The organism is Sphingomonas flavida (genome assembly GCF_036663655.1).
Classification (GTDB): domain Bacteria; phylum Pseudomonadota; class Alphaproteobacteria; order Sphingomonadales; family Sphingomonadaceae; genus Sphingomonas.
In genome coordinates this window covers 454,733-470,104 of sequence record NZ_JAXOJH010000001.1, presented here as the reverse complement: position 1 = coordinate 470,104, position 15,372 = coordinate 454,733, and the positions used below count along the sequence as shown (strand labels likewise).

At 66.0% G+C, this 15,372-nt stretch carries 9 protein-coding genes; 8 read left to right on the top strand and 1 reads right to left on the bottom strand.

Annotation, left to right across the window (positions count from 1 at the left end):
* The first annotated feature begins 6 nt into the window (after positions 1 to 6).
* Genes U1703_RS02075 through U1703_RS02065 form a run of 3 tightly spaced genes read left to right on the top strand, consistent with a single transcriptional unit; the run spans position 7 to position 9,340 of the window.
* Positions 7 to 2,457, top strand: coding sequence for a VWA domain-containing protein (locus U1703_RS02075; protein ID WP_332784383.1), 2,451 nt, complete (start codon positions 7 to 9; stop codon positions 2,455 to 2,457).
* On the top strand, positions 2,454 to 7,916 hold the full coding sequence (locus U1703_RS02070; RefSeq protein WP_332784382.1) for a hypothetical protein: 5,463 nt from the start codon (positions 2,454 to 2,456) through the stop codon (positions 7,914 to 7,916). Before U1703_RS02075 ends, U1703_RS02070 begins: the two co-directional genes overlap by 4 nt.
* A 23-nt stretch (positions 7,917 to 7,939) precedes the next feature.
* Positions 7,940 to 9,340, top strand: a complete 1,401-nt coding sequence (locus tag U1703_RS02065; protein ID WP_332784381.1) for a sensor histidine kinase — start codon at positions 7,940 to 7,942, stop codon at positions 9,338 to 9,340.
* Here the strand turns inward: U1703_RS02065 and U1703_RS02060 are convergent.
* Positions 9,335 to 9,484: a hypothetical protein gene (locus U1703_RS02060; protein WP_332784380.1), complete on the bottom strand. Its 150-nt coding sequence runs from the start codon at positions 9,482 to 9,484 to the stop codon at positions 9,335 to 9,337. The two genes, U1703_RS02065 and U1703_RS02060, sit on opposite strands and share 6 nt — an antisense overlap.
* Positions 9,485 to 9,558: 74 nt before the next feature.
* On the opposite strand from U1703_RS02060, the gene U1703_RS02055 reads away from it, so the two are divergent.
* The 5 genes from U1703_RS02055 (at position 9,559) to U1703_RS02035 (ending at position 15,352) form a co-directional block, all read left to right on the top strand.
* Positions 9,559 to 12,669 (top strand): TonB-dependent receptor plug domain-containing protein, encoded by a 3,111-nt coding sequence (locus U1703_RS02055; RefSeq protein ID WP_332784379.1) that lies wholly within the window; start codon positions 9,559 to 9,561, stop codon positions 12,667 to 12,669.
* 73 nt (positions 12,670 to 12,742) lie between these two features.
* The gene (locus tag U1703_RS02050) at positions 12,743 to 13,417 is read left to right on the top strand and encodes a response regulator transcription factor (protein ID WP_320450854.1); all 675 of its coding nucleotides are present in this window, start codon (positions 12,743 to 12,745) and stop codon (positions 13,415 to 13,417) included.
* A 69-nt stretch (positions 13,418 to 13,486) separates the two neighbouring features.
* Positions 13,487 to 14,491, top strand: a complete 1,005-nt coding sequence (locus U1703_RS02045; protein WP_332784378.1) for an AAA family ATPase — start codon at positions 13,487 to 13,489, stop codon at positions 14,489 to 14,491.
* 235 nt (positions 14,492 to 14,726) lie between these two features.
* Positions 14,727 to 14,975, top strand: coding sequence for an acyl carrier protein (locus U1703_RS02040; RefSeq protein WP_332784377.1), 249 nt, complete (start codon positions 14,727 to 14,729; stop codon positions 14,973 to 14,975).
* Positions 14,972 to 15,352, top strand: a complete 381-nt coding sequence (locus tag U1703_RS02035) for a beta-ketoacyl synthase N-terminal-like domain-containing protein (RefSeq protein ID WP_332784376.1) — start codon at positions 14,972 to 14,974, stop codon at positions 15,350 to 15,352. The genes U1703_RS02040 and U1703_RS02035 overlap by 4 nt, the downstream gene beginning before the upstream one ends.
* Positions 15,353 to 15,372 lie beyond the last annotated feature (20 nt).

Here is a 15,372-nt window from a genome sequence, read left to right as displayed (position 1 = left end):
ACAGACGTGAGCATCACCTTCCTCTTTCCCGTCGCGGCCTGGCTGTTCCTGCTCGTCCCGCCCTTGCTCTGGTGGCCTATGCGGGCGCGGCCGCGCTGGGGGCACGCGGCGGTGCGGGCGGCGGTCTATGCCTGCCTGATCATCGCGATGATGCAGCCCAGTCTGGTGCGACGCGACGGAGCGGGCGCGCAAATCTATATCCTCGACCAGCGGTCCGTATTGGGCGCGGCGGGGCAGGCGGCGGCGCGGCGTGCGCTCGACCGGGTCATGGCGACGGCCCCCGCCGACGCCCGGACGTCGGTGATCCAGATCGGCGGCTCGGCCAGCGGGCGCATCGTGTTGTACGACGGATCGCTATCGAAGGCTCTGCGCAGGGCGGCAGGTTCCATCCCCTTGGGCTCGGGCGGGGCGGTGACGCTGATCGGCAGCGACCTGTCGACGGACGATCATTGGCGGGACGGCATCGCCGCACTGGTCGCGCGTGGTATTCCGGTGAACACGATCTCGGTGCCGACCGCGATGCGGCCTGCCTTTGTCGCGGACGTGCGGATGGCGGCCGCTCGGGCCGGTGAGACGTTGCGCGCGGATGTCGTTGTTCAGGGGGATGGTGGCACGCATCGCCTGGCGGTGTTCAGCGGTGACCAGCGGCTGGCGACCAGCACGTCGTTCCGCGCGGATGGGGAGACGCATGTCGCGCTCGACATTCCGACCCAGCGCGCCGGGTTCCTGCCGCTTCGCGTGGAACTCGACGGACGCGGCGGTTTCCAGACGCTGGCGGCGGTTCAGGAACCGCGCCGCCTGCTCTATCTGGGCGAGCGACAGCGTGGCGCGGCAGGCCAGCTCCAGCAGTTGTTGGGGCCAAGCTTCGTCGTCGACCAACGGGCGCCGAGCGCGCTTTCGGAAGGTATCGATCCAGCACGCTGGCCGCTGGTCATGGTCGACGACCTGCCCGCCTCGCGGCTGCCGGTGGCGGCGCAGCAGAGCCTCAACCGCGCCGTGGCACGCGGGGGAACCGGACTGTTCGTCTCGGGCGGAATGGCCGCGTTCGGGGCGGGGGGCTATGCCGACACGGCCCTTGGCGCGGCGCTGCCGGTCACCGCACGCGTGCAGGACAAGCAGGTCCGGCCCAGCGTCGCGCTGGCCATCGTCATCGACAGTTCGGGTTCGATGCAGGGCGATCGGCTGGAGCTTGCCAAGCAGGTCGCGCGTCAGACGGTGCGCAAGCTGAACGCCAATGACTGGGTCGGCGTGGTCGAATTCTATGGCGCGCGGCAATGGTCGGTGCCGATGCACCACGCGACCGACGTGCCCGATATCGAACGCGCGATCGGCCGGATGCAAGCGCAGGGCGCCAGCGTCCTTTTCCCGGCACTTCAGGAGGCGTTCTATGGGCTGAAGGATCTGGATGCGCGCTACAAGCATATCCTGGTCATCTCGGACGGCGGGGTGGCGGAAGATCGCTATCAGCAGCTGCTCCGCCACATTGCGGAGAACCGGATCAACGTCTCCACCGTGGCGGTCGGCGGGCAGGTCGATGACGAGAAGAGCATGGCCGATTGGGCACGGGTGGGGCGCGGACGCTTCTACTCGGTGCCCGACGAGTTCAACCTGGTCGAGCTCGACTTCAAACAGCCGCAGACAAGGCCCGATCCCGGCTATCGCAGCGGTTCGGTAGCGGTTCGGGGCGAGCCGAGGCCCGGTTGGTGGGACGGCGCGAAACTGAGCGCCCCGCCGCCCCTGTCCGGTTATGTCCAGACGCGTACCCGGCCCGAAACGGAGACTTTGCTTCGCACCGATGGCGGTGATCCGATCCTGTCGAGCTGGCCGGTGGGTAGCGGGCGCGTCACCGCGATGATGACCGAGCCGCTGGGAGCGGGAACCGCGAGCTGGCGTGGCTGGCCCGATTATGGCCGTTGGCTGGCGCGCGTCCTGGCGATGACGGCACGGGCGCGGCCGGAGCTGACGGTGGACACCGCGCGGCGTTTCGACCAGCTGACGATCACGGTGCGGCGCAACGCCTCCGGCACCGTGGACGCGACGATGCCGACGATCACGCTGGTCGACGCGGACGGCCGTCCGCAACGCCGGATCGACGGTGTCGAGGAGCGTGCGCCGGGTCTATTCACGGCGGACATCGTCTGGCCGGGCAAGGATTCCGCCCGGATCGAGGTGCGCGACGGCGGTCATCTTGCCCTTGCTGCCGACCCGGCCTTCTCCGATGTGCGGCCGGTCGAGGCGATGCCGGACTTCATGGCCCTGCCATTCGACACGCTGTCGTCGCGGACCGGAGGTTGGCACCGCGACGATCCCGCCGCCCAGCCTGGGTCCGTACAGCGGATTGGCGGATTGCGCGCGATCGATCTCTGGCCGTGGATCGCGTTGCTGGCGCTGGGATTGTATCTCTTCGACATTGGCTATCGGCGCTGGCCTTCGCGCCGCATCGCAGGAATTCGATGATCCGCTTTTCTTCCCGCCGGTCGGCCTTTCGGCCGCTGCTTCTCGCGCTGTCGCTGTCGACCAGCCTGACCTGTCCGTCATGGGCATGGGCGCAAGCAGGGGACGATTTATCGACACTGGTGAGGGCGAACCGGACCGATTTCGACGCGGCGAACCGCCTGTACCGGGCGAGCGTGAAGCGGGGCGATCTGGCGACCGTGCTGGCGAAGGTGGAGGCCCTGTCGCAAAGCGGATCGCCAGCGGCGCGTGCGTCGGCAGGGCGGTTGCGGGCCGAACTCGTGTGGCAGGATGGCGACCGCGAGGGTGCTCTGGCGGCGGCCGATGCGGCGCTGGCCAATGAGGCGGGCGCGGACGACTATCGCCTCAAGGCCGAACTGCTCGATGCGCTGGGCAGGATCGCCGAGGCGGTGCCGCTCTATCGCCAGGCGGAGGAGCAGGAGCATGACCCGGCGGTCAAGCGGCGGATCGCCCTGCGGCTGGCAATGATCGACGCGGTTCGCCGTCCCGATACGCTGCTGCGCTATGCCAAGGACGCGCCGCCGGCCCAGGCACGGCGGCTGGCCGATATCCTGGCGCTGCTGGGACGGCCCAAGGCGGCATTGGCCTTGGGCGGATCGGGCGGCGACGTGGGCGATCGACTGACGGCGGCGCAATGGGCATTGGCGGCGGGCGAGGCGGGCCCGGCGCGCGACGTGGCCAAGGCCGCCCTTGCGAGTGCGAAAACGCCCGATGATCGGCGTTATGCACTGGCTCTCGTCGTCGAGGCTTATCGCAATGCGGGCGATCTTATCGGTGCGCTGACTTTCCTCGACACCCTGCCTCCCAACGAACTGGTCGCGAACGCCAAGGTCGATGTGCTGCTCGAGCTGGGTCGCACCAAGGCCGCCATCGCCGTGATCGAGGCGGCCAAAACCCCCGAGCTGCATGGCCGCTTGACCGGGGTGCTCGATTTGTCCGGCGACCGGGCGGCGGCCGAGGCCGAGTATGCTCGCCTGATCGCGGCCGACCCACATCAGGTGGACCTCTATGCCCGGCTGGCCGCGCTTCATCTGACGCAAGGGGACGAAGCGCAGGCCCTGGCTGTCTGGCGGCGGATGTTCGCGGCCAATCGCGGGCGGGTCGACGTGCTGACGGCGGGCGCGCGGGCGATGATCGGCATGGGCCTTCAGGATCAGGCGGTCGCGATGCTGGCGGGCAGCGCGGGCGACCCGGCGGTGGCGACGGCGACGCACCTGTTCCTGTTCGAGACCTATCTGGATCGCGGCGACATGGCCAAGGCGCTGGCCGAGTTGCAGGCGGTCGAGCGCGGCGACACCGCCGGGCTGCTGCTGCCCGATATCGCCGATGGTTATGAACGGCTGGGTCGACCCGATCAGGCGCTGGCCCTGTTGAAGCGATTGGAGGCGAAAGGCGCGCCCGCTTACGACGTTCGTGCGCGTATCGCGCAGCTCGCGGCGGAGGCGGGACATGATGACGAGGCGCTGACCCGCTGGCGTGCGCTCTGGGTGGATACGACTCTGCCTGCCCGGCGCAGCATCATCGAGCGGCAGATCGTCGCGATCGCCACGCGAATGAACCGGCTGGAGCCGATGGCGCAGGAGATTGGCGCGCGGCTGGATGCGGGCACGATCCGACCCGGCGAAATCGACCTGCTCGTCGCGCTGCGTCTGGCGCAGAACAAGCCCGAGGCTGCCGCCGAGGCGGTACGGCGTTTCGCCGCGCGCCGCGGCCAAGGCGAGGTCGCGCTGCTCAACCAGTTGGCGCAGCTTTACGCACGGGTACGCGATTACGACCGGCTGGATGCGACGCTGGCCCGGCTGATCGCGCTCGACCCCGGCAATCGCGACGCCCATGTACGCCAGTTGATCCTGACCCGGTTGCGCCATGACGACGGCCCCGTATCGGCCGAACAGCGGCAGCGGGAACTCGACGGGCTGATGGCCCAGTTGACCGACAAGGGCGATGTCGATGCCCATGCGTTCAAGGCGACCGTCTATGCGCAGTCCGACCTGCCCACCCAGGCGATCGCACAGTTGCGCGAGGGGCTGGCGGCGCGGCCCGACGACGCGGATGCGCTGTCGAGACTGGCCAGCGAGCTGAAGCGCCAGCACCGACGGGGCGAGGCGATCGGGCTGTTGCAATATGCCGCCAATCATGGCGATGCGGCCCAGTTCCTGCCCGCGATCGATGCGCTGATCGATATGGTCGCCGATGCGGGCGATGGTGATGCCGACACCAGCGGCGTGCTCGACTGGGCCGAGCGGCGCGTGCTGGAGCGGATCGCCGACGGGGGCGCGATGCCCCGGCTGCTCGGCCTGTTGTCCGACATTGCGGCTGCGGATGCCGATCTCGACCTGCAGATCCGGGCGACCGAGGCGACGGTGCCGGGCGCGGGCGAGCAGCGCGCCTTCGTGCTGCGCGAACTGGCGACGTTGAGTGGCGGCGGCGCGAATGATGGAGGCGCGGTGGCGATCATCGGCGATCCGCGCCGCAAGCTGATCTATGCCCGCCGCCTGCTGGCGCTCGGCAAGTCGTTCCCGCCCGACCTCTATGCCGATCTGGCGCGTACCCTGTTGATGCAAGGGGACGAGGCGGGGGCCGAGCGTGCCTTTGCGATGATGAACGGCCTGGGCGGGCTGGTGAATGTCGATGAGGCGAAGGGCGATGCCTATGCCGCCGCCGGACGCCCGGCGCAGGCGCTGACCAACTATGCCCGTGCCTTGTTGCAGGATCAGTCGAATTTCGATCTGCTGGTCAAGACCGCGATCCTCCAGGAACGGGCGGGAGAGGATGCGCTGGCCCGACGCTGGTACTGGCGCGGCCTGCGCACGCTTCTGGCGCGCCAGCCCTCGACGCCGATGGGCCCGCGTGACGAACGGGGGCTGGACGTCCGCCGCTATTATCCGACGATGGTCGAGGGGCTGCTGCTGACTTGGCCGGACGCGGGTGCCACCGCCGATCCGATCCTTACCGAGCTGGCGCAGCGTTTCACCAAGGAGATAGGGCAGGTCGATGCTGTCCGGCCGGGCGCGCTGGCGGATCATCCGCGCCTCGCGCTGTTGGTCGATCTGGGGCATCGCATCGCCGATGCGGGGCATGGCGATGACGGTTTGTCGGCATGGGATAGCGCGCTCGACAGCCGTTTCTCGGGCGATCCCGCGTATCGCCGCGCGGCGTTGCTGCGTGGTCATCTGACCGGGCGCGGCGCGAACCCCATCACGGCCGCATCCGACTGGCCTTTCACGGCGGTCCGACTACAGGCAGGCGACACCGACAATGACGAACTGGCGCTGGTGCTGGCCCTGTCGCGCGGGGATAAGGCGACCAGCCAGGGTCTGCTTGCCAGCGCGCTGGCGGAGGAGGAAAAGGCACGCGCCGCACCGGAACCAGGCTTCCGTCGTCCGCTCTACCTGCTGCTCCTGAGCGACGCACTCGACCTGCTGCCCCCCGAACAATTCCGGGATTGGGTCCTGCCGCCGCTCCAGGCATCCCCGGCACGGGACGGCATCCTGTTCGACTTGTTCCGCGCGTCGCCGGAGCGTTATGCGAAGCTGGAAAAGGCGGCGGGGACGACCCTGTTGTCACCCGATGCGCTGGTCCGTTTGACGATCACGCAAGGCAACCGTCCGCTCGGCATCAGCCTGACCGTCTCGCGACGGCATGGTGGCGGGGGCATGGACTGGCTCGACCAGTTTTCGATCGATCAGTTGCTGACCCTCTATGACGGCCTCGTCACGCAACTGGAGCGTGGGCAGGGGGATTCGGGCCTGAGCGACCTGACGCTCGACAGCCTCTTCCGTCATCCGCTGGATGCGGCGCAAAAGACCCGGCTGTTGGCCATGTTGAACCGGGACATAGCCGTCGTGCGCGATCCCAAGGCACGAAGCGGTGCCCCGCTCGCGGCTCGGCTGCTTCAGTTCGATGCGTTGCCCGCCAATCGGGACGTGGTGCTGAACGCGGCCAGGGCCGTCGCGTCCCGCTACGCCGACGCCACCGCGCTGCCGACCATGCTGGAGCGCTGGTATGCCGGGGACAAGCGACAGGCCTTCATCCAACTGACGACGATGGGCGAGGCGATGCGCGCCAATGGCCAGCAGGTGTCCTGGCTGGATCGCGCCATCGCCCGGCACTTCCCCGACGTACGCCGCGAACAGATCGAGGCGTTCCTTGCCGATCCCAAGCCGGACCCCAAGGTCGCGGCGCAGGTCTATCAACGCTTCGCGGTTCAGGATGCGCAGACCTCGTCCGACCAGCGGCTGGCGCTGACCCGGCGGATGATCGCGCTCGATCCCACCAATGCGGCGTATCGCGAACATTTGCTGGCGCTGTATGTCGAAAAGGCGGACTGGAGCGACCTTGCGCCCGCACTGCAGGACTATGTCGCCAGCCATCCCGACGACCGATCCGCCGCGACGATGCTGGTGCTGGTCTATCGCCTGATCGGCAAGCCGCACCAGGCGGCGGCGGTCGCCCAGACCGCGCAGGTCGATGCGGACGATCCCGACTGGCTGGTGGCCCTGCTCAATCGCGCGCGGGCGATGCGCGGGCGTGGTGGCGGGGGTGGAACCGCCGGGCTTTTCGCCAGTGTCTATGACGCCTATCTCCGTCACGATCCGACCCGTCCCGCGCTGGTGGCGGTCGAGGCGCGGCAGGGACGCGGCACCGCGCCGGTGATGCGCGGTGGCGATGCCACCCTCGCGCCGCTGCTCGATCCGGGCAAGGGCGATCCGACGCCGCCGTCGCGGATCATGCGCGCGCTGTGGCGCCACTCCAATGCCATTGCGACGGAAGGCGATACGGGGCGAGGCCGTCGTGCGCTGGTCTACACGCTGTCGGCGGCGACAAAGGGGCAGGGGGCCGCCGCCGCCCTGCTGGCCCGGCCCGACATGTCGGCCGAGTTGCAACGCTATCCCGGCGCGATGGCGCCGGAGGACCAGGCGCGCCAGCAGGCGCTGTACGACGTCATCACCTTTGGCCCTGCCCGGCGCGGCGAGGGGGCGCAGAAATTGGCGGCGATGCTGGCTGATCTTCACGCCGGAAAGGCCGATGCCGATGAAGTGGCGCGCCTGCTCGCGCTGGCCGACCGCCTCGCGGCCCCGCTGACGGTCGAGGACGCCGCCGCGCTCGATACGCGGCTGCGCGCCATGCCGGTGATGGCGGCGGAGGGACGGATCGTGGCGGCGCGGGTCCATGCGCGAAGCGGCCTGCTGCCCCAGGCGGAGGCGCTGCTCGACGCGGCCTTTACCCAGATGCTCTATCCCGCCGGACCGCTCGACAATGTCGACGACCTGGCGGACGCCATGGCGCAACTGGTCGCGACGGTCCGCTTGTGGCCGGACGCGACCGATCGGCGGCGGGTTTACGCCACGCTTGCGCAAATCCTGGAAAAGCGGAAGCTGGGGCCGAACGGCGGCGACTTGCCACCGATGCCGCCCCTCGACGGAGGCGCGGCGCACTGAGGCGGGGGCAGACAGGGGTGGGATTGCTGGGGCGCATCTGGAACTGGCGAAAGTCGATGTTCGCCCAGATGCTGGTGCTGACGTCGATCTTTCTGGGCTGGGGGCTTTACGCCTTCGTGATCCGGCCGCTGGCCGACATGCCAGTGCAGGTCGACGTCCCGCCGCCCCTGCAGGCGACCGAGTCCGAGCTCCGCAGCACGCTCGCCGGGTTTATGTTGTCCGTCCGGGATGATCCATCCGATGCCTCCGACATTGCCGAGGATGGTTTCCTGCGCGAGGTCGAGGCGCGCAATCCCGAGTTTCGCTTCTACGTCCGGGTCGGGGACCGGGCCTTCGGAAATGGTCCGCCGGTCTTCTTCCGCCAATTCGGCTTCGCGGCGTTGGAGCGGGTGCACCGGGCGGTGGCCGATCCGACCATCTGCACGCAGGGCGAGAAGATCATGGATGGCAAGGATGGCGATGGTTACGCCTCCTTCCGCATGTGCGACAAGCTGACCTATTTCGAATATCACGATCTGCGCCACCCCGTCGTCATCGAACACTCTTCACCCTTGGGGGTGCGGCGCAAATGGATATCGGCGTTCAGCGGAAACTTCCTGCTGGCAGCAGGCGGTGTCTTCCTGATCTTTGCCATCATCTTTTCGCTGCACATGTGGTCGATCCGGCGCGTCGCGCGGCTGGCCCGGTCGATCGATCCACAGCGATTGGATGCGTTGCTGCCCGAAAAGGGCGTCGCCAGCGAGATCCTGCCGCTGGTCCGCGCGGTCAATCACCTGATCGCGCAGGTCGATGCGGCCCAGCGGCGGGCGACCTTCTTCCTGTCCGCGGCTGCGCATGAGATGCGGACCCCGCTGACCGTGCTGCGCACCCGCCTGGAACTGATGGAGGACGGGCCGCAAAAGGACAAGCTGATCGGCGACGTGCGGCGGCTGACCCGGCTGGTCAACCAGTTGCTGACTCTGATGAGCATCGGCAATCGTCGCGACGTGACCGGCTTCACCGATCTCACCGCCTCGGCCGCCAAGGTTATCCGGGGAAGGATGCCGCTGGCCGAACAGGCCGATGTCACCCTGATGCTCGACAGTGCGAGGGACGAGGTCGAGATACCCGGTGACGCGACCCTGATCGAGTCGGCCATCGCCAACCTGGTCGACAACGCCATCTCCTTCGCGCCGCCCGGAACCACGGTACGCGTGGCGATCGATGCCGATGGCCGGATCACGGTGCGCGACCATGGCCCCGGGTTCGGCGATATCGATCCCGTCGCCCTGTTCGAGCCCTTTGCGCGCCCGGTATCGGCCCGCCGCGGCTATGGGCTGGGACTGGCCATCGTGGCGGCCATCGTCCGCTTGCACGGCGGGGATATGCGCGCCCGCAATGCCGAGGACGGCGGCGCCGAATTCACCCTGACATTCGCGTCATGAGCCTGTTTCTATGCCCATTGCCCCGTCGTAGGACATAGAATTTCGCAGCTGCAGCACATCGCGACATTCCAAATCCTTTGTTGCAAGGTTGGTGCAAGCCTCGTCGCGCAGCATGTCTCCGTCATAGAGCAGCGTCTTGGGCATGAATGACCGGGTAAAAAGCCACGGCATCGGCCTCACGAACGCTGACGATCATAGTATCTATGGGGGGTACGATCATGAAGAAGTCAGCCTTTCTGGGCGCGTGTTCGCTCGTCGCCTATCTCGCAACGACCGGTGCCGCGTTCGCCCAACAGACGCAAGCTGCGCAGCCGGCATCCAACCAGGCCGAGAGCCTGAAGGGCGTGGTGCCCGTCCCGGAAAATAGCGATGCCGCCGACGAGGAACAGGCGCGCAAGAATGCCGAGCGCGAAAACGCGCCCGCCGCCCGGGCCGGTGATAAGAAGGCCAAGGCGGATGAGGCCGAACTGCGCCGTTTCCAGAATCCGGTCATCAAGAAGACCAAGGGCAGCGACGACGTTCTCGTCACCGGCAGCCGGTTGAGGGACGGTGACAAGACCAGCCGCCTTACCGTGATCGACGCAAAGGAAATCCGCGACCGTGGCGTCACCAGTGTGGAGGAACTGATCCGCACCCTGCCGCAGAATGTCGCGACGATCGGGGCGATCACCAACAATCGTGGCAAGGGGCCGCTGGCCACCAATACCGGCGCAAACGGCGGCCAGGTCGTCTCGGCCGTCGGTGCATTGGGGGTGTCGGCCGCCAATCTTGGTGGCGTCGGTGCGGGCAACACGCTCATCCTGATCAATGGTCGTCGCATCGCGGGAGCCGCCGGGTTCGAGGGCGGGTTCGCCAATCTGAACGGTATCCCGCTCAGCGCGATCGAGCGCGTGGAAATCAGCACCGGGGGACAGGCGGCGATTTACGGCGCCGACGCGATGGGCGGTGTCATCAACTTCATCCTGAAGAAGAATTACGTCGGCACCACCATTTCGGCCACGCGCAAGCAGACGAGTTCCGGGGCCGACGACACCCGGATCAGCCTGTATAGCGGTCGCGCCTGGGGAAGCGGCAGCCTGGCCGCCAGTGTGGAGTTCGGCCGTGTCAATCCCATCATCAATGCCCGGACCGGCTATGTCACCAACAACTACGCGCCCTTTTTCGGCGGCAATACCGCCTATGACAAGCGGACGTTCAATGCCGGGACTCAGCCTGGGACGGTGTCATTGCCGGGGGTGTATGATCCCAAGACGGGAACGTTCATCCAAAATGGCCTGACGGTTCCGCCGGGTTTCACCGGTGCCCCGAAACAGTCGGATTTGATCACGACCGGTCTCAGCGCCAGCCGCGACTATGTGCCCGAATTCGCAGGGCCGCGCACGCGCACGGTCAGCGGTACGCTGAATTTCGATCAGAAAATCACCGATCGCCTGCGCGTGTTCGCGACCGGCCTCTACACTTGGTCACAGAATACCCAGCAGAATGCGGCCTTTGGCGGCATCGGCGTACCCCTGGCGCCGGGGCAGTATTATAGTCCTTTCCCGGCATTCACCCTCGGGAATTTCGCGTACGCCACCACGGTCTACTATTTCCCGCAGAGTGAGATCAGCGACGGTACGCTGTCGCCCGGCACCGTCCGCAACACGGTTCGGAACTGGAACGTCAACGGCGGCGTCAGCTATGACTTCGGCAAGGCGGCCAAGCTGCAACTGATCTACACCAAGTCGAAGAGTTCGGCAGAGGGTTCGGGCACGCAACTGGGCAATCTGGTCAGTTTCCAGAAGGACGCGACGTCGCCGACGGGCTATTCCTGCTACAACTTCCTGTTGGCCAACAACCGCATCCCCGTGAATCAGCGGGCGGGCTACAAGGCCGCGTTTGATCAGCAATGTCAGGCGTTGACCAGCAGCGATCCTAACATTGCGTTCAACCCCTGGAAGAGCACGACCAATGGTGGCGGGGCGAGCATCACCAGGTTCCTCTTTCCCAACATCGTCGACGACCTCGGCAGTTCGCTCGACAATCTCGAGGCGCGGGTGAACGGCGAACTGTTCAAGCTGCCTGCCGGGGCGGTCAGCTATGCCGCCGGGGCCGAATATTCTCGCACCGGCGTAAACAGCACCTATATCGCGCAGACCGCGGGCAACAATCCGACGAGCGAGCGCCGTGCGTTCTTCGGTGAGATCAACTTGCCGATCCTGGGGCGTGGCTATGACCTGCCGCTCGTCAAGCAATTGCTTTTCAACATCGCGCTGCGCCGGGACATAACCAGCAGCACGGGGCCGATCGGGACGGTCGGGGGGAAGCCCGTCGATCAGGGCGGTCAGATCATCTATGGCAAGAACGAATTCGGGCGCACCACCCCGGCCTGGGGCATGTTGTGGTCGCCGACCCCCACGATCAGCATCCGGGCAAGGTTCACCCGGGGTTTCAAGGCACCACCCGCGACGCAGCTTTACGCACTGACCGGTACGCAAATCTCTACGACTACGATCTCCGACGATCCGTTGTACAAGTGCACGACCGACTGCGCCCCTCGCACCACCAACCGCTACTATGTTCCGGTTTATCTCGGGCCAAACCCCAATTTGCGGCCGGAAACGTCGCGCCAACAAATCTATAGCGCGACATGGCAACCCAACGGGTTCCTGTCGGGCCTGAACCTGGCGGTGACCTATAACCGAAACCTTATCCGAAATCAGTTCGCGACGCTCACGGACCTGGGATATTTTCTGCCCTATGCGCAGATCCTGCAGCTGCCGATGTTCTATCCGCGCGCCGCGAACGGCAAGATCACGCAGTACAATGCCATGCGGTACAACATCATCGGTTCGAATTACGAATCGATGACCTATGAGGCGAGCTACCTGTTCTCGACCGCGATCGGGACGTTCCAGCCCAAGATCGTCTATGTCGACAATATGGTGGCGGAGACGACGGGGCTGACCGACGCACAGCGCATCGATCAGCGCGGCCGGATCCTGGGTGTCGATCGGTACAAGATCGTCGGGTCGCTGCAGTGGAATTCGGGCCCGGTCAGCACCAACCTGTTCGTCTATCACACGCCAAGCTATCTCAATGATTATGCGGGTTATTATGCGGCGGGGACCCAACAGGCGCCCAAGCTCGTCACTCCCGTGGCGCCGCTTACCACCGTCGATGCGTCGGTGTCATGGGTCGTGAACAAGCGGTTGAACCTGCAACTGGTGGGCCGCAACATCTTCAAGGCGGCGGCGCCGTTCACGGTCGTCGACAGCCTGCCCTACGATACGGCGCGCTATAACATCGAAGGGCGTTCCGTCGTGCTGACCGCACGGATGTCCTTCTGATGCTAGGGAGGTCGGTGGCCGTGAAATGCCGCCGACCTCGCCTGACACGGCGATGTCGTGTAGGTTGTCCGCGATGAGATTACTGCTTGTTGAAGATGACGGCGACGTTGCCGAAACCCTGACCGCTTACCTGGAGCGGCAGGGTTTCGTCGTCGATCGTGCCGATACGCTGGCCGTGGCGCAGGACGCGCTGCTGGACAACGACTTCGACCTGGTCCTGCTCGACCGCTTGTTGCCTGACGGAGACGGCGTTTCGCTGATCGGCTATGCCGAGGCGAAGAAGCGGCCGCAGCGTTTCCTGCTTTTGTCCGCGCTTGCCGGGATCGACGACAAGGTGACGGGGCTGGAACTGGGCGCGCATGACTATATCGCCAAGCCGTTCGAGCCGCGCGAACTCGTGGCGCGCATCCGCGTCGCGCTTCGTCATGACTTGCACAAGACACGCGAGATGCGCCGTTTCGGGCCGATCCTGCACGATGTCGAAGGCGGTGGCTTTTTCGTCAACGATGCGCCCATGTCGCTCCGGCGGTCGGAGGCGCTGGTGCTGGCCGCATTGATGATGCGCGACGGCGTGCTAGTCCGGCGAGAGACGCTGGAGACGCGCGTCTATGGCTATGACAAGTTCGTCAACGGCAATTCGCTGGAATCGATCATCTCGCGTCTTCGCAAGGCGCTGGCGACCAAGACCGGTGCGGTGAAGATCTTGTCGGTGCGCGGCGTCGGTTATCAACTGGTCGAAGGCGACTGACATGCAAGGCTGGTGCAAGCCGGGTGTGTCACCCCTTGGGCCTGTCTCTCTCATTTGAGCCCCTTATCCATGCAGATGATCGATCAGGCCCAGGTCGCGCGCGAACAGGCGGACGAGTTTCGAGCGGTGTTCCGTGCCATCCGCGATCAGGTCGGACGGATGATGGTGGGACAGCGGGACGTGATCGATGGCGTCCTGACCGCGCTGATGGCGGGGGGGCATGTCCTGCTCGAAGGGGTGCCTGGGCTGGGCAAGACGATGCTGATCAACTCGATCAGCCGCGCGGTCGACCTGCCATTCTCCCGTATCCAGTTCACCCCCGACATGATGCCCGCCGACATCATCGGCACCACCATGCTGACCGAGGCGGAAGGCGGCGGTCACGAGTTGACCTTCCAGCAGGGGCCGATCGTCGCCAATCTGGTGCTGGCCGATGAGATCAATCGCGCGACGCCGAAGACCCAGTCGGCGCTGCTGGAGGTGATGCAGGAACGGCAGGTGACCGTTGGCCGCCGTACGCTGAAGATGCCCGAGCCGTTTTGCGTGATGGCGACCCAGAATCCGGTCGATCAGGAAGGCACCTACCCGCTGCCCGAGGCACAGCTCGATCGTTTCCTGTTCAAGCTGCTCGTCGGATATCCGACCGAGGCGGAGTATCACGCCATCATCGACCGCACGACGGGCGGTGAGGGCGTGGCGATTGCTCCCGTGACGGACGCCGCGACGCTATGTCGGCTGCGCGACGTCGTGCGACAGGTGCCGGTGCCCGAAGTCGCCAAAAGCTATGCCATCCGCCTCGTCATGGCGACCCAGCCGGGCAGTGCCTACGCACCGGAGTCGGTCCAACGCGGCGTCGCGCTGGGCGCGTCCCCCCGTGGCATCCAGAGCCTGATCCTCGCGGCCAAGGTCCAATGCTTGCTGGACGATCGCTTCGCGGTCAGCTGCGATGATATCGCGGCCGTCGCGCGTCCTGTTCTGCGGCACCGGGTCATCGTCAATTATCAGGCCATGGCGCGCGGCGACGGGATCGAGACTCTGATCGATGACGTCATGAGGGTCGTGCCGCGGTCGTGAAGACCGGCTTGTGATGCCGGTGCCCGACAGGAAATGACGGTAATGGCCCGCGTCATCGCCGGGAAGGGGGGTATGACGCCGTCCCGTGAAGGGGCCGGGCGGTCGTGCGGCAGCCGTCACGAGCCGTTCTTTCTTCGCGGCCATCGTCTGTAGGTCGCCGACCTACAGTGCTCTGCGTCGAGCATGCTACGCCGTTCAAAATATGTATCCCAGATGCATTTATTGAAGATAAGGGGTGGCAAAGCTTATGTCGGTTGGTCGGCAGGATATCTTGGAGATTGTTGCAGAAGAATCCGGTCTCGATGAGGAAAAACTGCGCGAAGATACGAAGCTTTCCGAGTTGGACATCAGCTCGATCGACTTGGCAAGCGCCATTTTTTCGATCGAGGAAAAGCTCGGCGTCGTAATCGAACCCGACGATATTCCACGCGAAGCGACGCTTGGCGAATTGATCGACATCGTTCTGACCCGGCTGGCTTCATGACGCGACGGGTCGTCTTCACGGGCATGGGGGCGATCTCGGGTCTGGGCAACGACTTCGAGACGAACTGGCGACGCGCCCTGAACGGCGAAAGTGCCATCCGCGAGATCGAAAGCGATATGGGGAATATAGCGGACGGCACGGGCATGACCGGGGTGGCGGCCTGGATCGAGAAGGCGGTCGTGGAGGCCGCCATGCCGGAGCGAAACCTGCGTCACCTTGGACGGCTGGACTCGTTCTCGAGCTTCGCCGTAATCGCGGCGGACGAGGCTGTGCGGCATGCCGGGCTGGAGGACGGATCCTGGCGTTCCGACCGGACGGCCGTCATCATAGGGTGTGGCAGCAACGGCAATGCAACGCTGGATCTGGCCCTTGAGTGATCCACGGTGATCGTAACCAA